The 22004-nt window shown below is 43.7% G+C and carries 5 protein-coding genes and 1 pseudogene; 4 read left to right on the forward strand and 2 right to left on the reverse strand.

All coding sequences use genetic code 11. The annotated features are described in order from the left end of the window. Positions 1-174 precede the first annotated feature (174 nt). Positions 175-780, reverse strand: a complete 606-nt coding sequence (locus tag AC3CKG_RS05770) for an HD-GYP domain-containing protein (protein ID WP_102327726.1) — start codon at positions 778-780, stop codon at positions 175-177. Positions 781-1002: 222 nt separating this feature from the next. Here AC3CKG_RS05770 and AC3CKG_RS05775 point away from each other — a divergent pair, with 222 nt between their 5' ends. Next, positions 1003-3396 (forward strand): adhesion domain-containing protein, encoded by a 2394-nt coding sequence (locus AC3CKG_RS05775; protein WP_488528966.1) that lies wholly within the window; start codon positions 1003-1005, stop codon positions 3394-3396. Positions 3397-3474: 78 nt separating this feature from the next. Continuing rightward, entirely contained in the window at positions 3475-5784 is a 2310-nt protein-coding gene (locus tag AC3CKG_RS05780) for an adhesion domain-containing protein (protein WP_488528967.1), read from the forward strand. Between the two features lie 70 nt (positions 5785-5854). Here the strand turns inward: AC3CKG_RS05780 and AC3CKG_RS05785 are convergent, their stop codons facing one another. Then, positions 5855-7717, reverse strand: a complete 1863-nt coding sequence (locus AC3CKG_RS05785; protein WP_488528968.1) for a helix-turn-helix domain-containing protein — start codon at positions 7715-7717, stop codon at positions 5855-5857. A 308-nt stretch (positions 7718-8025) separates the two neighbouring features. Here AC3CKG_RS05785 and AC3CKG_RS05790 point away from each other — a divergent pair. Further along, positions 8026-18417, forward strand: a pseudogene (locus tag AC3CKG_RS05790) (hypothetical protein). Positions 18418-18444: 27 nt separating this feature from the next. Beyond that, positions 18445-21960, forward strand: a complete 3516-nt coding sequence (locus tag AC3CKG_RS05795; RefSeq protein WP_488528969.1) for a hypothetical protein — start codon at positions 18445-18447, stop codon at positions 21958-21960. The last annotated feature ends 44 nt before the right edge of the window (positions 21961-22004 follow it).

Raw genomic sequence — 22004 nt, forward strand, 5'->3', positions numbered from 1 at the left:
TGTGCTGATAAATTTAATCGTATCGGCACGATTAAGAACGATAAATTACGCTTGTAGATTGAAGCGCTCCATAGTGTACCAAGGCGCTCTTTTTGAAGGCTTAACTGTGTAACATTTTCATATAAACATCTCAGAGGTTTGAGTATGATCCTCAGTATATTAATCATGGTCTGATCAACGCGTTGTGATAAAAGTAATAAATTTGTCGAGCAACATTGGATTAAATTGCCCCTTCTGACGTTCAGAAAACAAAATTCTCAATGCCTTTTTAATTGGCATCCCTTCTCGATAAGATCGTGTCGATGTCATCGCATCCCATGTATCTGCAATTGCAATTATTTGTGCTTCAAAAGGTATCTCGTCACCTTTCAGCCGCAAGGGGTAGCCGTTCCCATCCCATCGTTCATGATGTAACGAACCTAAAATAGAGGCGTATTCTAGGTGTGGTATGTCTTGTGTCATGAAGTAAGAACATTGAACGTGTTGGTTCATTACTTGACGTTCTAACGGTGTCAGTTTCCCTGATTTATGTAAGATTGCGGGTGGTGTTTTTAGCTTACCTAAATCATGAACTAACGCAGCATCAAAAATAAGCTCCAGCTGTTGTGGAGCGAGTCCAAGGTGTTTTCCAAATTCGTATGACAATGAACAAACTCGAATTGTATGCTCAAAGGTTTCTCTTGAATGTTCAACCATAGGTTGTAAAAGTTCTAGAGCTTCGAAGGAGTGTTGATGTTCAAACGCCAGCGCATAGACATTTTCAATTTCAGTGCTGTACATGATGTGTGACTCGCTGTTGATGAGAGAGTGCGAAGTATGGTTTGGGACAACGAGGGAATGAACTAAATGTGATTGAATGTTTATTAAACAGTCTTTCTCAAGTTTAATACCGAGGTTTAGAAAAATTTAGATGTTTGAAAGGAAATGAATTTTTAATTAATAGTCTTAATTTTCAATGGTTTAATTTTTAATAATGAATCATAGCTATTTAATGGAGTAGAAGTGAGACAAAGTCCACAATACAGCTCTACTTCATTAATCAGAGTGCTTTTAATGTACCTATTCAACAGTGATTTGTTGAAACGGAATTCAACACTAAATGTGTTTACTTCAGTCAGTTTAGCGGTTTTGCTAACAGGCTGTGGTAGTGAGTCTAACTCCGATGGAGAGCAAGGTATTATGGCATCTCCAACAGAATCAGCCTCTATTAGTGCGCAAGATATTCAAGATAACTCGCTAGTAGAACAAAGCTTCGCGATCGACCTTACTGAGCATGTTCATACATCGAATAACCAAGGCTTTGTTGTAACCAGCGCCCGCTCTCTATTTGGTGATACTTGCCAAGTTCAAGGTATTAGTGAAGGTAGTTTCAATGTCTATTCGTCTGACGTTAACGACTGTTTGTTCGAGTATGAAGTAACGACTGCTGCCCGCACCTCAATGGCAACCTCATACGCTCGTGTTGCGATGGGGCAGAGTTATGCTTCTACCACACTTCCTCGTATTACAGCATCAACTATCGAATCACAGGTGATTGTTGTTGATCTAGAGAGCGAGCTAGGTTCATCGTTACCGAGTGATGACTTCACCCTGCAGGACAGTGTTATTAGCCTAGGTTCAGGTACAGCTCGCGTCTCTGGCGAACATCAGATTGAATTTACGCCAACGGCCAAAGGTCAAACTGAGGTGTATTACAGCTACCAAAACGGTGAGTCGATTCAACAGGGCTCACTGTCAATTGCGACTTCAGAAGATACTTACAATACCGCACCCACAGCGGAAGATTTCGCCTTTAGTGATTTAGCGTTATTGGGTGAAAACATTGTGGTGGATGTAACCAATTATATCTCAGATGTGGATTTCGATGATGTACAGCTGGTCGGCGTGCAGGACTTCAATTCAACAACATCACTTTACGATCCAGCTAGTATCTCCAACACCAAGTTTGAGTTCTCGTCTACACAACCTGGTCCGCACGATGTGGCGTACACCGTAAGCGACCACATGGGTGGCTACACCACTGGAGTGGCGCGTATCGAAGTCGAACCAGATTTCTCGTTGATTCAGGATTGGGAAGATATTGTCACTCATGATCCTGTGATCAGTTCAGACATCCGCTTTTTCGCGCCAATGACAAAAGTGTATGCGGACTACGTCAATACCCCTTATACAGGCACGTATGTCGAGAATGGCACACAAGGTTTGAAAGACTCTGAAATTACCACTCAAACCCTTAGCCAAGCGCGCCAATACTGCAAAGTGCGAGGCGGTCGTCTGCCTCTACAACGAGAACTTGAAACGCTCGTCACCAACGAAACAAGTGCATTCACCAACCACAATTGGCCTACAAGTAAGAAGTATTGGACAGCGGATAATGTCAGTGAAACAAATGCTGCCACTGTTCACTTAAATGATGGCTCAATTGGCAATCAATCAAAAACTGTTGCTATGTACACGACATGTGTTGATTTAAGTAACCCGAGCGTGAGTGATTTTTCGACGAAGCTGATTGAAGGTGAAAGGGTGTCGAATCGCTATGAATATGAGGTTCAGGTAAATGACCCTGACGGTAATGTTGCCCCTTTTGCGGACGTCGAGCTCGAATCTATCAATGAACGAGGTGTGTTTTTAAATCGAGAACCAATGACTACAACAAACGTGAATGAAGTTGGTTTGTTGGAAGATGCCTATTTTGATATTTCGTTCAGTAAAGAAGTACTTGCGGTACGTGTCAGTTCGCATGACGAATTATACCCGTTCATACCTGCTGAGGATGCGTTGGCGATAGATGTGACTGACCCTTCTCTTTGGGATAGTAACGAATATTGGAGTCAAGACATTTACCGTGCTGATGCTGCTGGTTTAATGCTTATGCCGGATGTTGGGTATAGCAAGTTATTCCATATATATAAAATGCCGTTTCTTGGTGACAACTTCGTGATTCGATTTAGAGTTCAGAGCGATAGCACCTCGTCAAGGGGGGAGTTTTCAGTGCTTATTCAACAATTAGGAACCGATCAAACGACATGGCAACAAGATGGGGTTATTGACACAGGGAATACCAGACCATACCCCGAAAATGAGCCATCAGCGTTTGGTTTGAATGTAAATTTGTATGGATCCATGTCTGTTTCATTATTTGAAGGGGGACAGGTCTCTAGCTCACAAAGTATGAACTTGCGTGATTCTGACCGTTTCTATTGGTTCGATAAACGTGACCAAAGAGTTTACGTTTACACGTCGACCACAGATCAGAGGCCTGCACAAGAATCAGGTCACTTTGATATATCAGGCGATGTCGATTTATCACAACCTTATTGGCTTTCTATTGGGGGCAAAAATTCCGACCCATCCAAGAATTACCGAATAACTGAACTCGATATGGCAGCGTATTAAGAATGACTATGAAAGTTCTAAATTTAAGTGTGATAGCTTTAAGTATTTCAGCGCTGACAGCTTGTGGTGGTGGATCTGGTGATTCTGACTCTAGATTCTAAGCCGATACAGCCCACTTCGCCATCAGAGGTGTCTATTGAAGCTTCAGCTATTCAATCAAAAGCGCTAGTTGATATTGAGTCTCAAACGATTGTAAAGGTAGATTCAGATATTGACTTCCGTTTAACGTCAGTAGAGCAAGTTAGTCATGGGAATGTCTGCGAAGTAACTCTAGTCGAAGGTATGTCGTTTACAACCTTGTCTAGTCAGGTTGGCGAGTGCCAATTTGAGTACACCATAGAGCCAGTCGAGCAAGAAGTTTACGTTGGGAAAACTTCATCGCTAGCAAGAGTATCTGTTTCCGAAACGGCAGAAAATAATACGCTGCCAAACTTATCAGAAACGACTAACCTTGATTCTACAGTCACTATTGACTTGTCTGAGGAGCTAGAGAGTGAACTAGATACGTCGACATATATGGTTTCTGAAGAGGTGACTTTGTTAGGCGCTGGTTCAGTTGAAGTCGACTCGTTAAACAATAGGGTTATATACACGCCAACAGACACTGGTGTGACACGAATTATGTACTCAATGAGTGATGGATCGTCAACTAAGCTTGGGAATATTGACGTAGCCGTTTCTGATACTCGAAATACACCACCAGTTGCGAATGACTATATTCGAGAAGGTAAGCTTGCCAAAGATATGTTGGTTGAAATCGATTTAACAGACTATGTATCAGACGCTGAAGATAGTGTGATTTTGGATTCTGTGCGCGCTTATAACGCAGAAACGGAAATCACTTCAGTAACAGAGCATACTTTTACGTTCCAATCGTCAGAAGCGGGACCACATGAGGTCGCTTATACAGCGACAGACGGGCGTGGAGGCTATGCTGTTGGTCAAGTTTATATCGAAGTAGAACCTGACTTTAGTCTTGTGCAAGATTGGGAAGATATTACGGTGTTCGATGATGTGATTAATGGTGATGCTACATTTTCAGCGCCAATGTCAAAAGCCATGGCGGATTACGCCAACGAAGATTATATCAATGTAAATGTTGAAGATGGCTCTCAAGGCCCAAAACATGCGCAGATAGTGCAAATGAACTGGGAACAAGCAAAATCCTATTGTGAGCACCGTAGTGGTCGCTTGCCGTTAACGCGGGAATTGGAAGCGCTAGCTACTGAATTTCCATATGCGAATCACAATTGGCCTACATCTACTCCTTATTGGACCGTTGATAAAACTTTAAGCAATGAGGCATCCTTGGTTAGTTTGGTGAATGGTGCTTATAGTAATGGCGATACTTCTTCTGGTTCAGGTTATGCAACATGTGTGTACTTGGACGGTAAGGTTCAAGATTTTACAGTTGCTGATATGACGAGCGATGATACCGGGGATGGACGCAGTACAACTCGGTTCATCTCTGCGATATTATTAGACCCAGATGGTAATCCTGCGCCTTATCAGGACGTTGTTTTTTGGGGAACTAAAGGTAATGGCGGGTTTGGAGTTCAGAATGATCAAACAGAATATTCTTCTGAAACTAATAGTGATGGCGTTGCGACTGTGATTTTTGAGTTTACAGGCGGCTATGAAGATAAAGTCATGGCTCAGCACGGTGAAAGTCCTAATTTTGTGCCTGTTACACTAGAAATTGGTGGCTATGATCCAACAGAACCTGATGATTGGAATATTTCTAAAGTGCTGGGTGCCAAAGAGCTAGACATGTATGAGCCGATTATTAGCAGTGAAGGAACAATGATAAGTTTAGGTGAGCATGACCAATATATAACATCTATATCTCGAAATAATTTCATGGGGTCTTCGTTTAACATTGTCTTTACTGTAGACCGAACAAAAGCTACAAAAGCTAATGCTGGCGCTGTTAATGTCGTGCTACAGCAAGTAAGTTCCGTAGCTCCAGATGTTAACTCTTGGTGTGATGAAGAAATATATGGTTCATGCAGTTGGGGGGCCAATAATAGTGTTGGCACTGCTGGAGTACCTGCTGGTGATAATCGTTATTTAAAATTCGCTTTCGGCTATTACTATAACAACATTACGGTCTCAACAAGCGATGGAAAGATCGCCGAAGGTGATCAGCCTCATCATAGTGAACGTGTCGTTCATTATAGAATCGTAAATGATGAAGGCCGTATTCGAATTTATTATACATTAGATAGTAATAGAGAAAATTGGGTACGCTCAGTTGATGTGACTTTGGAATCAACACCTATTGATATGAATAAATTTTATTACTTGGGTTTCTCAGGGGGAGCTTCTTCAACTGATGCCGATGGCGTGATTGCATATATTACCTATCTTTCGATTCAAGATAGGTAAATGTTTATATAAGTTAATAAAAAGCCACCATTTATACGGTGGCTTTTTTATAATTAGTGCTTATGTAAAATCAACCATACTTATTAATGAATGATATAACATGCTTATTACTAAGCAGATCGATTTTATCAATCGTCATGATGCAATATCGATATGATTTGTTCTTAAATGTAATGTTTGATATTTCTTCCGTTGGTTCGGAAAATTTGTAAATTTCAAATCCAATACTCTTCATCAAATCTAATGCATTCGGGTTTTTTATCAACATCGAGAATTTTTTTATTTTATTGTTCCTCGCGAGAAGCTTCATATCTGAAAGAATATTGGCTATGGAGTGTTCTTGCTTTTCTGAATGTGAACTCACCACTAGGTAATTCAAATTCTGATTGGAATCTAGAGAACAGGCCTGCTTAACCGACAATACTTCTGTCTGGTGTTCGTCGAATAAGTCTTGGTTAAAAAAGAATCCAAGGCTATGACTGACTATATCGCCATTTTCGTTGACCATTTTTCTACCGTGAGCTTTTTTCTCTAGGTAATAAAGATATAGATCAATGGTGTCCAGAGCTGATGGATCAACTTTTGTGTATTGAGAGATGAGCTTGATTCTATCGACCACTTTTTTGTCATTTTGGTCTGTCATTAACGGTTGAATATCAAAACTGTCATTTTCTTTACTTCCTTCAGCCTTCGCTACAGAGGCTATTCGGCTCTGAAAAGAGAAGAAGCGTTCAATTAGAAAGTCATCAAGCAAGGATCCATCATCACCTTCCTCTGAATCAAAAGATTGTAATGTGGCGTAGAGGTCTACGTTGAGGCAATCTAATAGTTTCAACGCTTTGTAGTTGCTAGGCCTTACTTTATTGTTTTCCCACCGATTGATAGTGACCACATCGACAGAATTAAACTCATCATCTAGTTGATTTATGTATGCCGCAAAATTTTTCTGCGTCAGTTTCAGTTCCTTTCTTACCTCTTTCAGTAAAAGTGGAAATGCTTTCATAGTAGGGAGCTCATCTTTGATTAATGATCTTACGTGTCGATTAGTGAGAAAATCTATTTTATCTATGCTCATTATACAATAATAATAGTATTTTCGTTTAAATATAATATTAGATTTTTCAGGCGATGGCTTTGAAAAGCTGAATACTTCAAAGCCAATTTTCTTGAATAATTTTATCGCATTTGGATCTTTTACTAAAACAGAGTATGTTTTTATGTTACTGCTCTGAGATAACAGTTTTATATCTGAAATTATATTTTCAATAGCATGATATTTTGTTTCTGAGTGTGAGCTTACATTCAAATAGTTCAGGTTTTTGTTTGAATCCAGAGGGCAAGCGATTCTAAGATCTAATTCATTAGCCTTAAAGGTATCAAACTTACGCTCTTCGAAGAAAAAACCCAAATTGTGGCTAACTATATCACCATCGATATTAATCAGTTTTTGGCCGTAAGCCTTTTTCTCTGTGTAATATAGAAATAGGTCGATGAGGTTTAGCGGTGAAATATCAACTTTAGTGAATCTAGAAAGTAGTTGGATTCTTTTGAGTACACCAATATCTCTGGGCTCTGACATCAAAGGTTGTGACTTAAAATAGTCACTGTTTGATTGCTTTTTTAGCCCCTGAACAGCCGAGATTCTACTTTGAAATGATTCAAAAGCTTCGCTTAAAAAACCATCAATTAGAGTGTCTTTTGGCTTAGTATTAAAGCTTTTTACTGTGTCGTATAGATCAACACCAAAGTACTGCAGGATTTTCAGAGCTTTATAAGTGGTTGGTTTTACCTTGTTGTTTTCCCAGCGATTTATTGTCACCACGTCGATAGAATTAAAGTCATCATCTAAGTGGTTTAGGTAGGTTGCAAATTCTTTTTGCGTAAATTCAAGTTCCTTTCTTAAGCTACGTAGCAACTGTGAAAATTCACTCATTATAAACACTTACCCTTTGATCATTGTCTCGATTGAATCGAATTTTAATTTAGACATTTGGCTGCCATTTAACATCGGCTGTAAATTGTTTTTTATAGATGTTAATTGTTCTGGATGTTTGAACTGTATGTTGCGCATGTCCCTAGAAGGCGAAAAGCCAAATTAGTGACGTCAAATCTATGGCAATCCGCCTAGAGACTTGTCAATCTACTGTGAAGTGCGCGTTAATGTTCAGATACAACCTTGCCTTTTTCTTATCCATTTTATTGATTCCATTCGCTTCCTATGCGGACACAACAGGCCTAGTCATGGACCTTTCTGTCGATAGTGCGTCTTATGACAATGACCAAAAAGTGGTTTACACGCTTGTTCTAACGAATGAGTCGGATAGAACCATCCATGACTTTGACGTTAAAGATGAGCTATTAGATATCTTAACCACAGACGACCAAGGGAATGATGTTAGCGCCTTTACTCAAGCATCGATTCAAGCTCAGTCGACCCTTCTTTCGTCGTCAGGTACTTATAATCGTTTTGGCAATTTAGAAGCGACTGACGTACGTGTTACGGCGGGCGGGTCGGTGACCTATACGATGACTGCCACCGTTTCCAATGATGCAGCGGGTACGGTTGATAATGTCGCAAGAGCAAGTTCAGGGCCTCTCTATTCTGTTGAATCAAATACGGAATCCATTCAACGAGGTTTGTATGAACATGATGTTGCGGTATCAGTAGATAAGACAAATTACCAACTGAAAAGTGAACTCACGTACTCCATCAAGGTATCGAATACTGGCGATACGGTCATTCAGACGATCGATGTTCAAGATGCGATTTCAGACATCAAGACACTCAACGTTGATGGGAATCTTCAGCTCGCGTTCTTTAATAATGAAAACTCTGCCGAGGTTGAAGGTAGAGAAAGTGATGCGGGTACCTTTAACTCCTCAGGGGATTTGGTTGTCCATGATGCGTCGATTGATATTGGTGGATCCATCACCTACAAAATTCGAGCGACTGTTGCTGATAAACTCGTCGGCGACATTGTTAATGACGGTATCACGGCAGAAACACGTGATGCTTTGGTGACGGCAAAAGAAGTTATCACGCCACCAACACAACCTAATGTCACTCTGACGCATACCTTGAACCAATCTGAGAACTACCTTGTTGATGATGAGTTCTCTTATACGATTACTGTCTCCAACCAAGAAAATTCGGGTATCGCTTACCACTATTCTGTTCAGCAGCTACTTGCCGATCTTGAGACAGAGTTAGGTAACAAGATCAGCAACAACAAAAATGCTGACGACACGACTGGCAACCCCTACGAATCTTGGTCAAATCAAGTTATTACTATTGGACCTAACAGCACGTCCGAACTGGCCACCAGTGGCGTTGAATCGAATAAATCATTGAACGATATTGTCTCTATTTACCCTGGCGAGGAGATCCTTTACTCGGTAGTGGTCGATGTAAGCCCAGTTTCAATTGGTGAAATTCCTAAAGTTGTCGCGCGCGTTTTGGATGCTGAAGGTACGGCAGATTCTGCTGATGTGGTGACTAACCCTCTAGATACGCAAGAAGTTCTGAAGTCTTCATCAAGCCAAATTACCCGCAACAAGAACACAACGGATACCACTTATGTGCCTGGAATATCGGGTGAAAATGAAGTGGTCTAAGACATTGTTATTTCCAACAAAGACACTGATTTTTTTGCAAACGATGTTGAAGTGATCGACAAGTTCGCTTGTATCGTGACAGAGCAAGCCGATGGCACGACTGATTCTGCATTCTCTGAGTGGAAACTGGAAGTGGATGAAAGCAGCGGTGAGGGTTCTAACTATGGCTCATTTAATTATGGGGCTTGGACTACGAACGACATCAACCTAAAAGTCGATCTAGCACCTGAGGGGTTTGTTCGCTACAAGTTGACAGCAAAAGTAGCGGATACCAGTGTTGGGCAGATTGTCGATGATGGTACAGATGCTGGTTTGTGTCTGGGAGACAACCTAGGTGAGTCAGGATCTGGCGTGCAAATGCCTAACTCCAAGCTAAAAGTACAGAAAGAAGTGGACTCTCGTTACTACTCAGCGGGTGGCACTCTCAACTATGAAATCACAGTAGAAAATAACGGTGATGGTTACGCGATCGATGTGCCTGTCTATGATGATTTAGTGTCAATTACAACTCAGTCTATCCATGGTACACAGACCAAAGCATATTTGAACTGGGAAGTGACGGCGAAATCTTATGCCTCTGACGGGACGACGTCGACAAATAGTTATCCTGGTTTTACCGATAAGATTGAAGGTGATCAGAGTAATCAAAAGATTCTGGATGTGCAGGCTAAGTTAGCTCCGCACGACAAGATCGTTTATAGCATTGCCGCGGTTGTAAACCCAATTGCTGACGGTGAGATTCGAAATGAAGTAACGGTAGACAGCGTACTTTACTCTGATAGAGGTGCTTACCCACGAGACTATTATCTCATTTTGGATAAGCGTGTCGACGGTCACAATGAGCAAAATGCTTACACCGATACGACAAAGGAAGTGACTTACACGATCAGCATTACCAACCCTGACGGCAATGGTTTTGCATCGAACATCAATGTTAAAGATGAAATCAGCAAAATAGAGGCTGAGTTACTTCATGAGTCGGGTGAAACTAAACCGGTATTCTCGTCGTGGACCATTAATGCTGAAAAAGAGGCAGCCTCTCCTTGGGTAGAAGCCGTTACTGACCCTGGTAAATTCTTAGACGGTGAGGACTTGGATGCTGTTGCACAAATCCCACCAGGTGCAACCATCACCTATACCATTGTCGGGACACTCGATCGCAGTGTCGACAGTGAAATTCTTTGGGGCGCTTTCACCAATACAGCTAACGTCACTGGGCCTCATACTAACCTTTCAGATACGGTTCGCACTTATCCAAACGAACCCAACCTTGTTGTCGATAAGACGGCTCAAAATTCTGAGTTTGTGGAAGGAGAGTACACGACATTTGATATCTATATCTATAACCGAGGTGTTGGATACGCAAATGATGCAACCGTAAAAGATAGTATTTCAGCACTTAACTTCTTTGATAGTTGGACGGTGGTAGGTTCAACCGACAGTGATAAGCCGGGCTCTCGATACGGTGATGTTTCTGATAATGCAGATATTGATACTGACGTAGATATTACCCCAGGAGGGTGGGTGCACTACGAGGTGAGTGGTGTGGTTAAGTCTGATTACGAAGAAGATCAAGTATCGAACCGTGTTGATGTTTATGACCCAATCACAGACCGTGAACACAGCTCTTCTGCGCAAATAGATAATTCAAACAGTACTTATGATATCAATGTATCACTCGCTAAAACGACCGATGTTGTTCGCTATACGCCGGGTGAAGACCTGACGTATACCATCGTGATTGGTAACAATGGCGAAACTCGTGTCAACAACCTTATTTTTATAGATCGATTGAGTGAGATCACCACAACATTAGCGAACGATAAAGATGGTGAGGTAGAAGACTATCTTGATCAAAATCCGTTTGAATTCTGGTCGGTTGATACTGGCTCAGGTTTTGGCTCTGAAACAACCGAAGATGTTGAATTACCTCTCTCTATCGACGCACATAGTTTTGTTACGGTTCGAATAAAAGCGCGGGTTAAAGATAATGCGGTGTCGAACGGTGTGACTGATAGAGACCGTGGAATCATTCGCAATGAAGCGTTACTTATTCACGACGACAATCTAGGTTGTACTGATGATTGTGAATATGCAAAACGCGCTGTGGCTGAAAACCATCAAGTACACAATAACGGCACTGTGGTTCGCACAACTAATATCAACCGTTACTCTCCGGGCGATGAGCTGACTTATACCATAAAGTACAACTCCCAAGATGGACATGGTTACAGGAATAATGTTGACGTCAATGAGTTGATCAACGATATCTCGGTTGAGCTTCAAGACGGCACATCAGGCAATCCTTTCTTTGATGATACAACTGGTACCAATAAGTTTACAGTTGCTGTCGCTAAGAGCGAACCTACAAATGCAGGCACAACAGATGGCACGAAAGACGGCGATGTTGAAAATGATACCGATATCGTAACTTCTATTGATATCGATGCTGGAGAGGACGTGACTTACACCGTCACAGGCATCGTTAGACCTGATGCGACCGGTGATATTCATTATCGTGATACCGTGGTGCTGCCTGATGATTATCACCTAGATTTTGATAAGACAACCGATGAAGTTGTTTATGAACCGGGCAAGACGGTTACCTATCATTTGGTGGTTAAGAATGATGGTAAAGGTAACGCTCACGACATACCAATCGTCGATAATTTAAAGGATATCACGGTAGATCTGGTTGATGGTACAACTGGGCCTGCGTACTCAACATGGGTCATTACCTCTATCGCCTCTGGTACCGACTCTGAGTATGTCGATGCCGGAGCGGGTGCGGGTAAGGTTTATACATCAACAGACAGCAATCTAGATCTCGAAGCGGATATTCCAATGGGAGCCACGTTCGAGTATCAGGTGGTCGCGACCATTAATGATAAAGCGAATGGCGGTGTCGTTAACGTCTTGACCGTTGATGGCGACACGATTTCTCACAATATTCAGCAAGAAGCACGCAAAGTCGATTTCGAAAAAAACATTCTGGCTTACTACGATACCGATGGTAACTCTATTCCTGGGGCGACAAGCTACATGCCAGGAGGATACATCGAGTATGAAATCTTAATTGAGAACATCGCCAATGCCCATGTTGATGATATGAGCTTGCGTGATGACATCGACCAAATTAACACTCAATACTTTGATGGAACGCGTGGCCCTGCATTTGATAGTTGGACGATTGAAACGTCTTCAGATAGCTCAGGGATTTCTAACCCAGATGTTGATAATTCGATTCAAGACAATAAGCCGATTGATACGCACTTTGATGTCTCGGCTGATAATTTTGGTCGTGCAACGTCGTCGGCATTTGTGCGTTATGTCATTAAAGCCAAAATCAGTCCGAAAGCGGTGGGTTCCTTTACTAACCGCGCTTACATTGACGAAGATGCTGGGAACCAACTGATAGCCGTTTCTCCACCAGCGTCGATGTCGGACCCCGAGGTCTCGTTTTCGAAAAAGGCATTTTATGACGCTGGTTTCTCTTCGGACAAATCTGAGTACTCTCAAGCCACAGGTGAGAGTGAGGTTTACTACCGTGTTCAGATTAAGAACACAGGTAACGGCACCGAATATGGAAATCGTTTAGAAGATACCATTTCGGCGATTCAAACTCGCATTGCAGAAGACAGTTCGATGACAGGTACTGATCCAGTCGATCAGCCATTTTTGTCTGGTTGGGAAGTGCAGTTAGAAAAAACGGCAGCGGTTGATTCGATTACGGATGCGATTGATTTTGTTTCTGGCAACAACGTCGATATTGATAACGACATTGTTATCGCGCCTCAGGAAAGCCTAACGTTCACCATCCATGCTGTGATTCGTGAGGATGCATTGGGTGAAATCATCAACAAGGCAAGTTACGACGGTAGTGTTCGTAGTGCTAAATTAACACCGCTTGGAAATAATATCAGTGTTGAAAAACGCGTGGTGTCGATTAATGGTAATCCGTTTAACGATGGAGATACTTATCTGCCGGGCGACGAAGTTGAGTATGAGTTTGTCGTTACTAACCCCGAAAACGGTTGGGCAAATGATATTCAGATCAAAGACACGGTAGAGGATATTCAAGTTGAGGTTATTGGCGGAACAATGGAATCTGCCTTTGTTTCTGGCGATATCACTCACGAAGTCGGCAATGGTATTGATGCTAACGCCGATACCTATGTTCCTAGCTATAACCCAAACCGTAACCTGAATATTGAAACTGATATTGCTGCAGGTGAAGTGCTGACGTTCAACCTAACGGGTGTTATCCGTGATGACGCTTTAGGTACTATCGAAGCCAACCGAGTGACGGCGGAAGATAAGTCAGCGGAATCAGAAACCATTCCACCTCAACAGGCTGAGCTCAACTACTTCAAAACCTTGGTTTATACCGATGGTGAATCGACAGGGTGCTCTCTTCCTTCAAGTGATGGCAACAGTTGTAACTACGCACCTCGTGGTGATGTTGAATATCAAGTCACGCTAGATAACACGGGTGACAGCATCGCTAATGATGTGAGTATTGTCGATGCTATTCATACCATCAAAACCGAAGATGGCGACGACGCATTCTCTGAATGGACAACCGCGATAGCTGTGGAACCTGTTGGTTCTTATGACGTACAAGGCAATTACAACGGTAGTGTGCCATTGGATGCGACTGTCGACCTTCGACCTGGCGAGCGTATCGTGTTCGATGTGAAAGGCAGAGTTTCTACATCAGCGACAGGAACTATCACTAACACGGCGCAAGTGAATGGTGATGACACCAACGATATTGTACTCAACCCTGGGCGTTCGAATATCCTAGCTGATAAGTGGACGGATACACCTGAGTACGTGCCGGGTGGTACTGTCAATTACTACATCGATATCACTAATGATGATGTGGATACTGGTCTGTTCTCAATCCGAGACATCATCAGCGGTTTTGAAGTCGAAACCGTTGACGGCTCAATGCAAACAGCGTTGACGGAATGGACTTTTGATTATGATGTTCTTGCCAACTCTGCGCCGTCAGATCCAAACGCGAATGACTTCTCAGAGCTAGACAAGCTGGTAGGGCAAAACAGCCCAGACATCGATTTACCAGCTAAGTCTCTCAAGATAGCAGGGCGTGATGATGCTGGCACCGGTGGTGGTGACAAGTACACGGCTGTTCGAATTCACCTACAAGGTAAAGTTCGTGATGACGCTATTGGTCGTTTTACCAATACCGCCTATCTGCGACATGGCTTGGATGACTCGAAAGTGATTCGTTTACGAGAAGGTTATATCACTCCGAAGTCGGGGCAACTGGTAGTAACTAAAGAAACCACACCGATAGCTGAGCCTGATGCTAAGTATCAACCGGGTCAACCTATCTCATACAAGATCACTGTCGCTAATACCGGTGAAGGTTACCTTGTCGATCAAGTCTTGACGGATCGTATTGATACCATCATGACTGAAGTGGCTAACAGCCCAGATCAAGAGCAAGCACTAACTGGCAACTGGATCATCAGCGACGAACAGCTTGACGGTAGCGGCGATCCAACACTGAATCATCGTAAAGATGTAGCAAACACGAGCCAAGGTTACAGTGCGACTTACAGTATTCACCCTGGCGATAGCTATTCATTTGTCGCAACCAACACGGTAAATGACAAGGCCAAAGGCGAGATCACTAACGTTGTTAAAGTGGCTGGCGATGATGGTGAATACACCGCAGATGCGACTTACATTCCAGAAGATGCGCAGATTGAGATTACTAAAGAGGTTGATAAGCCCGAGTACCTTCCGGGAGATACGCTTCAATATACAGTGACGGTTAAGAATAACGGCTTAGGCTGGGCTGAAGATGTCGTGATCGAAGATGATCTGAAATCGATTGAGACCTCTATTGCGGGTGGGATGACAGAAGAAGCGTTTGCTCCTGCTTCAATTCAAATATCAGCGACTTCGGCAACCGGTGAAACTCCCGTTCCAATCCTAACCACGGGCGAAAACCTCAATACGACGTTAGACATAGCACCTGAAGATAGCATTGTTTTTACTATTCAAGTGACGACGAATACGCTTGCGACTGGTGATATTACTAATATGGCATCAGCGGCTTTTGACGGCACGACCTTTGATGACTCGGCAACCAGTACTCCCGTGTTGGCAACGGTTTCTATCGAGAAAACGGTCGATGCACCATCGTATGAAGTGACCAAGTTGAGTCACTACGAGATTAAGGTAGCGAACACCTCTGATGCCTTTGCTTCTGGTGTTCAACTTCAAGACATCATCAGCGACATTGAAGTAGACACCACGACAGACAAAAAAGAATCGGCATTCCTAATGTGGGAAGTGAGCTTTGAAACGACGGATGATCGTTCGGTTGTGACTCCGGACAGCTTTGAGTTGAATGAAGATATCGACGTTAAGATGGATATCGCCCCGCAAAGTACCGTGACGTTTCATGTTGAAGCCTTGATTCGTACTACTGCGGTTGGCGATATCAGTAACACGGCATCTATCACTTACAACGGCACACAACAAGATTCTACGGTTGTGATGACGCCGAAAGATTCTGAGTTTGTCGCAACGAAAACCAATGTACAAACCGAGTATGTGCCGGGTGGTGAACTAGAGTTCCTCGTCACGATTGAAAATACCTCAAATAACAACATCAATGACCTAAGTGTTGTCGATGACATGAGTGCTATTGAAGTTGAATATTACAATGACACAACAGGTCCTGCTTTTGTTTCTGGCACAACTTCAATGGTGGTGGAGTCAACCACGATGGGTTCGACTGCTGAACAGGTCAGCCCAACGGAATACAGTGTCGATATTGCTCCACATGGCAAGGTCGTTTTCCGTTCAAAAGGTACGGTCGTAGATACCGCGACTGGGCGTATCGTTAATACTGCGCAAGTAGACGGTGGCGATGTGGTCAGCCCTCCGGTAAACACCGTAGCAGCGGTCGTTCAAGCTGAGCTCTTTACCGATGCTCCTTATTATGTACCGGGTGAACAAGTTGAGTATCACTTGGTGGTACAAAATATTGGTCGTGGTATCGCGAAAGACGTTGCTGTTTATACACAGTTCTCGGAATCAATGGGTGATTACATTGATGGTGTTACTGGAAACTCATTTGATGAAGGTAAGCTAACTGCCACTTGGGAAGGAGCAGAAACCCAACCGGGCACGTTTGACGACAATAGAGACTTATCCACCGTTGTTGATATAGCGCCGGGCGGCAAGATTGATTACACCTTCGTTTTGAAGGTCAACGAAGACATGTTGACTAACATCGACGTCTTTGGTTATTACCTTGACTTGACCGGGAGTTCAACGGCGCGTGCTCGTTCTAAAGGTAAATCGGCTCCTGAAGCCTCGGTGCAGATAACAGGCAATCAGGTTTCAGCTTTGGACCTCCCTCCTGTTGGTGCCGATCTGGTTGTTGAAAAGCGTTCAGATAAACCTGAATACACTGAAGATGACGACAGTGTCACTTACTACTTGGCTGTGACCAATAATGGTCTAGGTAACGCGGCGAACGTGCGTCTAACTGACGAAATCAGTGAACTGCAAAATAGCGTTGGCAACAAAGTATTTACCGATTGGACAATTGAAGGTGTTGAAGTTGATGACACAGGCGCGGTGATTCAGCGTCATAGTTTCCCGTCGAGTAAAGACCTAGACACCACCGTTAACTTGAAGTCCCAAAAGAGAAATGCCTACGCCTTCGAAGTTGTTGGTACGTTAGGTAAAGGCTTGGACGACGACATTACCAATACCTTTACGGCGACCGAATCTGACGGTACCGAAACCAGCGATAGTGTCACCAATCACATCAAGAAAATTCCTGATAACTCTGGTGAGTTGGAGCTGACCAAGTCTGCGTTGCAAGATACCGCGCAAGTCGGTGATGCGGTTGAGTACGAGATCATCGTTGAGAACAACAACGAATCGTATTTTAAGAACGTCACTGTAGAAGACCGTTATCCAGGTGGCTTGAAGTACATCGTGGACACGTCGGAAATCGTGTTGAGCGGTATTGATGGTGAGTTTGGTACGGAAGATGATCAGGTTATCTCTCAAGAGCCATCAGATACTGGCAAGCTTATGTTCACTTCGTTGAACTTTGATCCGGGCGAGAAACTGCGTATTCGTTATCTATTGCGTGTATCAGTCGGTGCCACGTTTGGTGACTATATCAACACTGCAGTCGCGAAAGTGGATGGCTCGACTGTTTCTAATGAAGACTCCGCGAAAGTGACTGTAGAACCGGACAAGGTGTTCGATACCTCATCGATCATCGGCAAAGTTTTCGAAGATCACAACAAGGATGGATTCCAAGCTGATGCAACCGCGTTTGATGTTGAGTTAACCGCGAACCTCGCAACGCAAGGCTACATCGCCGACTCGACACACATCATCCGTGATGGTCAAGACGTCGCTGTTCAAGATGGTGAGATAACCACTGGGCTTGAGCAGGGCTTGGACCTTGGCGACCTTTGGGGTCACTCAGTGAACCGAACACTGCCAGAAACCAGCAAAGTGGTTATTCAATTTAAAACTCGCACACAGCAGAGCTTTGACTTCTATGTCACGACCGATTCAGGTTCTCGTATTGAGTTTGATGCAGAAGGTCAGATTCAGTTAAAGCATGAATCCGATAAGAAGAAGGGACTAAGCGCGGAAAACCTCAACGTAACCAGAAACCTATATCGCGATGGCGAGGATTACCTGTGGGAAATCGTTATCGAAAATAAAGGTATTTACGAAGATGGTATTCCGGGCGTTAAGTTGATGACGGTTGAGGGAATCGTTATTTACACAGACCAGTACGGTCGTTACCACGTGCCCGACCAATGGGTACTCAATAAGAAAGGTAAGAACTTCCTAGTGAAGTTGGACACTGATTCGCTATCCACCTCCATGGAAGTGGTGAGCGAAAACCCGAAAGTGTTGCGAATTACCCCGAACAAGCTCACTAAGTTCAACTTTAGCGTTCATCGCAAAGATCAAGAAAGTGAACAGAAGTAAGCCATTGGAACCGTATCTGGAAATTGTATGAAAGTATTTAGTAAGTCTCGTGTAGCAACGTGTGTGTTGACTGCCATACCTATGATGGCAGTAGCGAAAGACACAGGTAAGCTTGAAAAACTCGGTTCTGAGACGACTGGCATTGAAATAACCAAACCGAACCAAGACCAAGACAGCTCGCGTATTTACCTTGAACAAGGCGCTATTTGGGCAAGTCGCGACATCACTCGCTTTGACCCTGTGCTTGACGTGAGTGTTAGTGATGAGTTGGAAGTGGAGCAGGGTACTCTGCGCGACAGTGTCGGTTTCACCATCACCACCAACTATGGCTATTACATCAAAAAGTACCAATTGGAAGTGTACCGTGTTGGTGATTTTGGTTTGTCTGAACCCATCGCTGTACTTGGTGGCGACAAACTGGCAAACGATTCTGACATCAACTGGGATGGTCAAACCGATGTTGATTATCAGTTTGAGGTTGGTGAGCAGCTGATGTTCCGCCTAAAGGCGTGGGACAAAGATGGCAACATGGATGTAACCACCGTTGGTGTGACAGATCTGGTTAAGCCGGATTCTGAAGTCGATATTGACCGAAACGATAACGACGATGAAGAGAGTAAAGACAAAAGCTACGGGCAAGCTAAGCTGATGCGCCACAACATCCCAACCAATGCGGGCTTAGCCAAGTTCATTGGTACCGGTTTGAAAGGCGTTGATAAAGTCATCATCGGTGAAGACGAATTTGACGTCGAAGACGGTAACTTATACGCGGAGCAGTATCTACCGACAGACTCCTACATTTTCCCAACGAAGGTTGTGTTTGATAACGGTGATGAACGCCGTTACAAGCTGTACGTTCGCATTCCAGATACGTACTACGCACAAACGGGTTTGGCTGATCTTTATGTTGGTAAGAACAATGTGTCTGGCAATAGTGATGCATTGAGTGTCGATGACCAGTACCAAGATGATATCTATAACCAAGGTCGTTTGGCGTACTTTGGTCAGGGTAAATTTGGTGACAAGCTTCGCGTGACCACTCACTTCGATACTCGAGAAAGTGAGATAAAAGATATGTTCAAACATCCGTTTGCATCAGACGATTCGGATGTGTTTGATATCCTCGAAGACGACGATGAGCTGTATTACGGCAACTATGGCGATAGCTCAAATATCGAAAAAGTGGTCAACACTAAAGGTAAGGTCTACCTCAACGTAGAATACGATAAATCGCAATACTTGTGGGGAAACTACAACACAGGTTTAACTGGTACCGAGAACAACGACTACAACCGTAGCCTCTATGGTTTCAAGGCCGATTACCGTACTCGCGATACCACACAATATGGTGAAGACCGCTTGAACGTGGTCGGTTTTACGGCTGAAGCAGATTCGTTGTATGCACACGATGAGTTCTTGGGTACAGGCGGCTCTCTATACTTCCTTCGTCATGGTGAAGCGGTGCCGGGAAGCGACAAGGTTTACGTAAAAGTAAAAGATGAATCTGGCCTAGTACAAAATGAAATCCCGCTTGAGCCGGGTGTCGACTATGACTTTGACCCGTACCAAGGCCGCATTATTCTGACCAAGCCACTGGACAATATCCTATCCGACAGCTTCGGTAGTGTGATTGAAAACGGCGATGACTACGAAAACTTTCTGGTTGTCGATTATGAGTATGTACCTCAAGGTTCAGATTCGTTAGACGCGATGTCTTACGGTGGTCGTGCCAAAGGTTGGATCAATGATTACGTTGGTGTGGGTGTGACGTATGCGACTCAAGAAAAGGACAACCAAGACTACGAGTCTTACGGCACGGACTTAACGCTACGTGCAACAGAAGGTACCTACATTAAGGCTGAGTTTGCACACAGTGAAGGTACTCAAACTGAGTCGAATTTTGTTTCTACCGATGGTGGTTTAACCTTTACACCGATTGGCGACACATTGGAAGATCGCGAGGGCGACAGTATCCAAATAACGGCTGTGACTAGCCTTTACGATCTTGCTCCAACCATCTTCGGCGCTGTAGGTAATGATCTGAAGCTTTGGTATCGAGACAAAGATGCAGGATACAGCTACGCAAGCAGCAGTGATGACCTTGAACAAGAAGCTTACGGTGCAGAGCTTCGTCTACAGGCTACTGATCGCTTAGCGGTTCTGTCTCGTTTCTCTACTAATGAAGAGCGTGATGTTGACGGCAATTTAGAAACAGATACTGAGACTATTGAGGTCGAGACTCAACTCAAAATTACCCAGCACATCAAGGTATCTGCAGCTGGGCAGCAAACCGAAGAACTTAACCAAAACGATGAGCATAGCGATGCAACTTTAGCTGGCGTGCGTTTGGAATACATGTGGGACAGCGACAACAGCGTCTACATCAAAGGGCAAACCACAGTATCTCAATCAGATGATTACGACGAGAATGATAGCGCATCGATTGGTGCGGAGTTCCAAGTATTGGAAGATTTGTCGTTGGGTGGTGAATACACCGATGGCGACCGCGGCCAAGTCGCCGAAGCAACCGTGACTTACGATGTGTCTGATGAACATTCCACATACGTGACCTACGTTGATGATAACTACGAAGGTGAAAACAACGTGATTGTCGGTCAGCGTGCAGACCTCACCAGCAGTGTCGATTTCTACCAAGAGAATCAGTTCGTTGATGAAAACGATGGTCACGGTCGTATCGATTCGTATGGCTTTGGTTACGACGTGACGGAAGATGTCGAGATGGGCATCGGCTATCAGCTTGGTGAAATTGAAGATGACGAGAACATCACCACAGAGCGTGAGTCCATCAGCTTCAATGCATCGATTGATCTGGACGACATCACTCTAAGTCATAAATTCGAATACCGAGTGGATAAGAGTGAGGACGACCCAGAGATAGCACAACGTGAGCTGCAACAAATCGTAACCACCAACCGTTACACGCACCACTTAACAGAAGAGTACACGCTGTTTGGCAAGTACAACTATTCAATTACAGAGAGTGAAACCACGGGCGAAACCATGGCTCAATTTACGGAAGCCACAGGTGGACTAGCGTATCGTCCGATCTATAACGATCGACTTAACTTACTGAGCCGCTACACCTACATTGCAGATTTCGATCAACTGGATCGCGATGTGGATTATCAAGATGAAACCAGCCAGATCATTGAAGTTGAAGCGATCTACTCGATCGACCAACACTGGGACGTCGGTACTAAGTACGCGCATAAAGACAAACAGCAAGCCTTCGAGCGAGCATCTGGTGCGAATGAGATGGTTAAGAGCGACATCGACTTATACGGGTTAAGTGCTTCTTACCGCGTAATGAAAGAGTGGGATGTAACGGGTGAATATCACTGGAAAACAGACACACTCAACGATGAGCTAGAACACGGTGCGTTAGTTTCGGTCAACAAGCACATTGGTGAGAACCTAAAAATGGGCATTGGTTATAACTTCTCTGCGTTTGATAGTGATTTAACCAACGATGATGATTATGACGCATCCGGCGTGTTCATTAACTTAGTCGGTAAGATTTAAGCCAGCCCAAAGAGGGTGAAAGTAGAGACTTAAAAATTGAAAAC

This window comes from Vibrio sp. QJM3NY_15, from assembly GCF_057785995.1.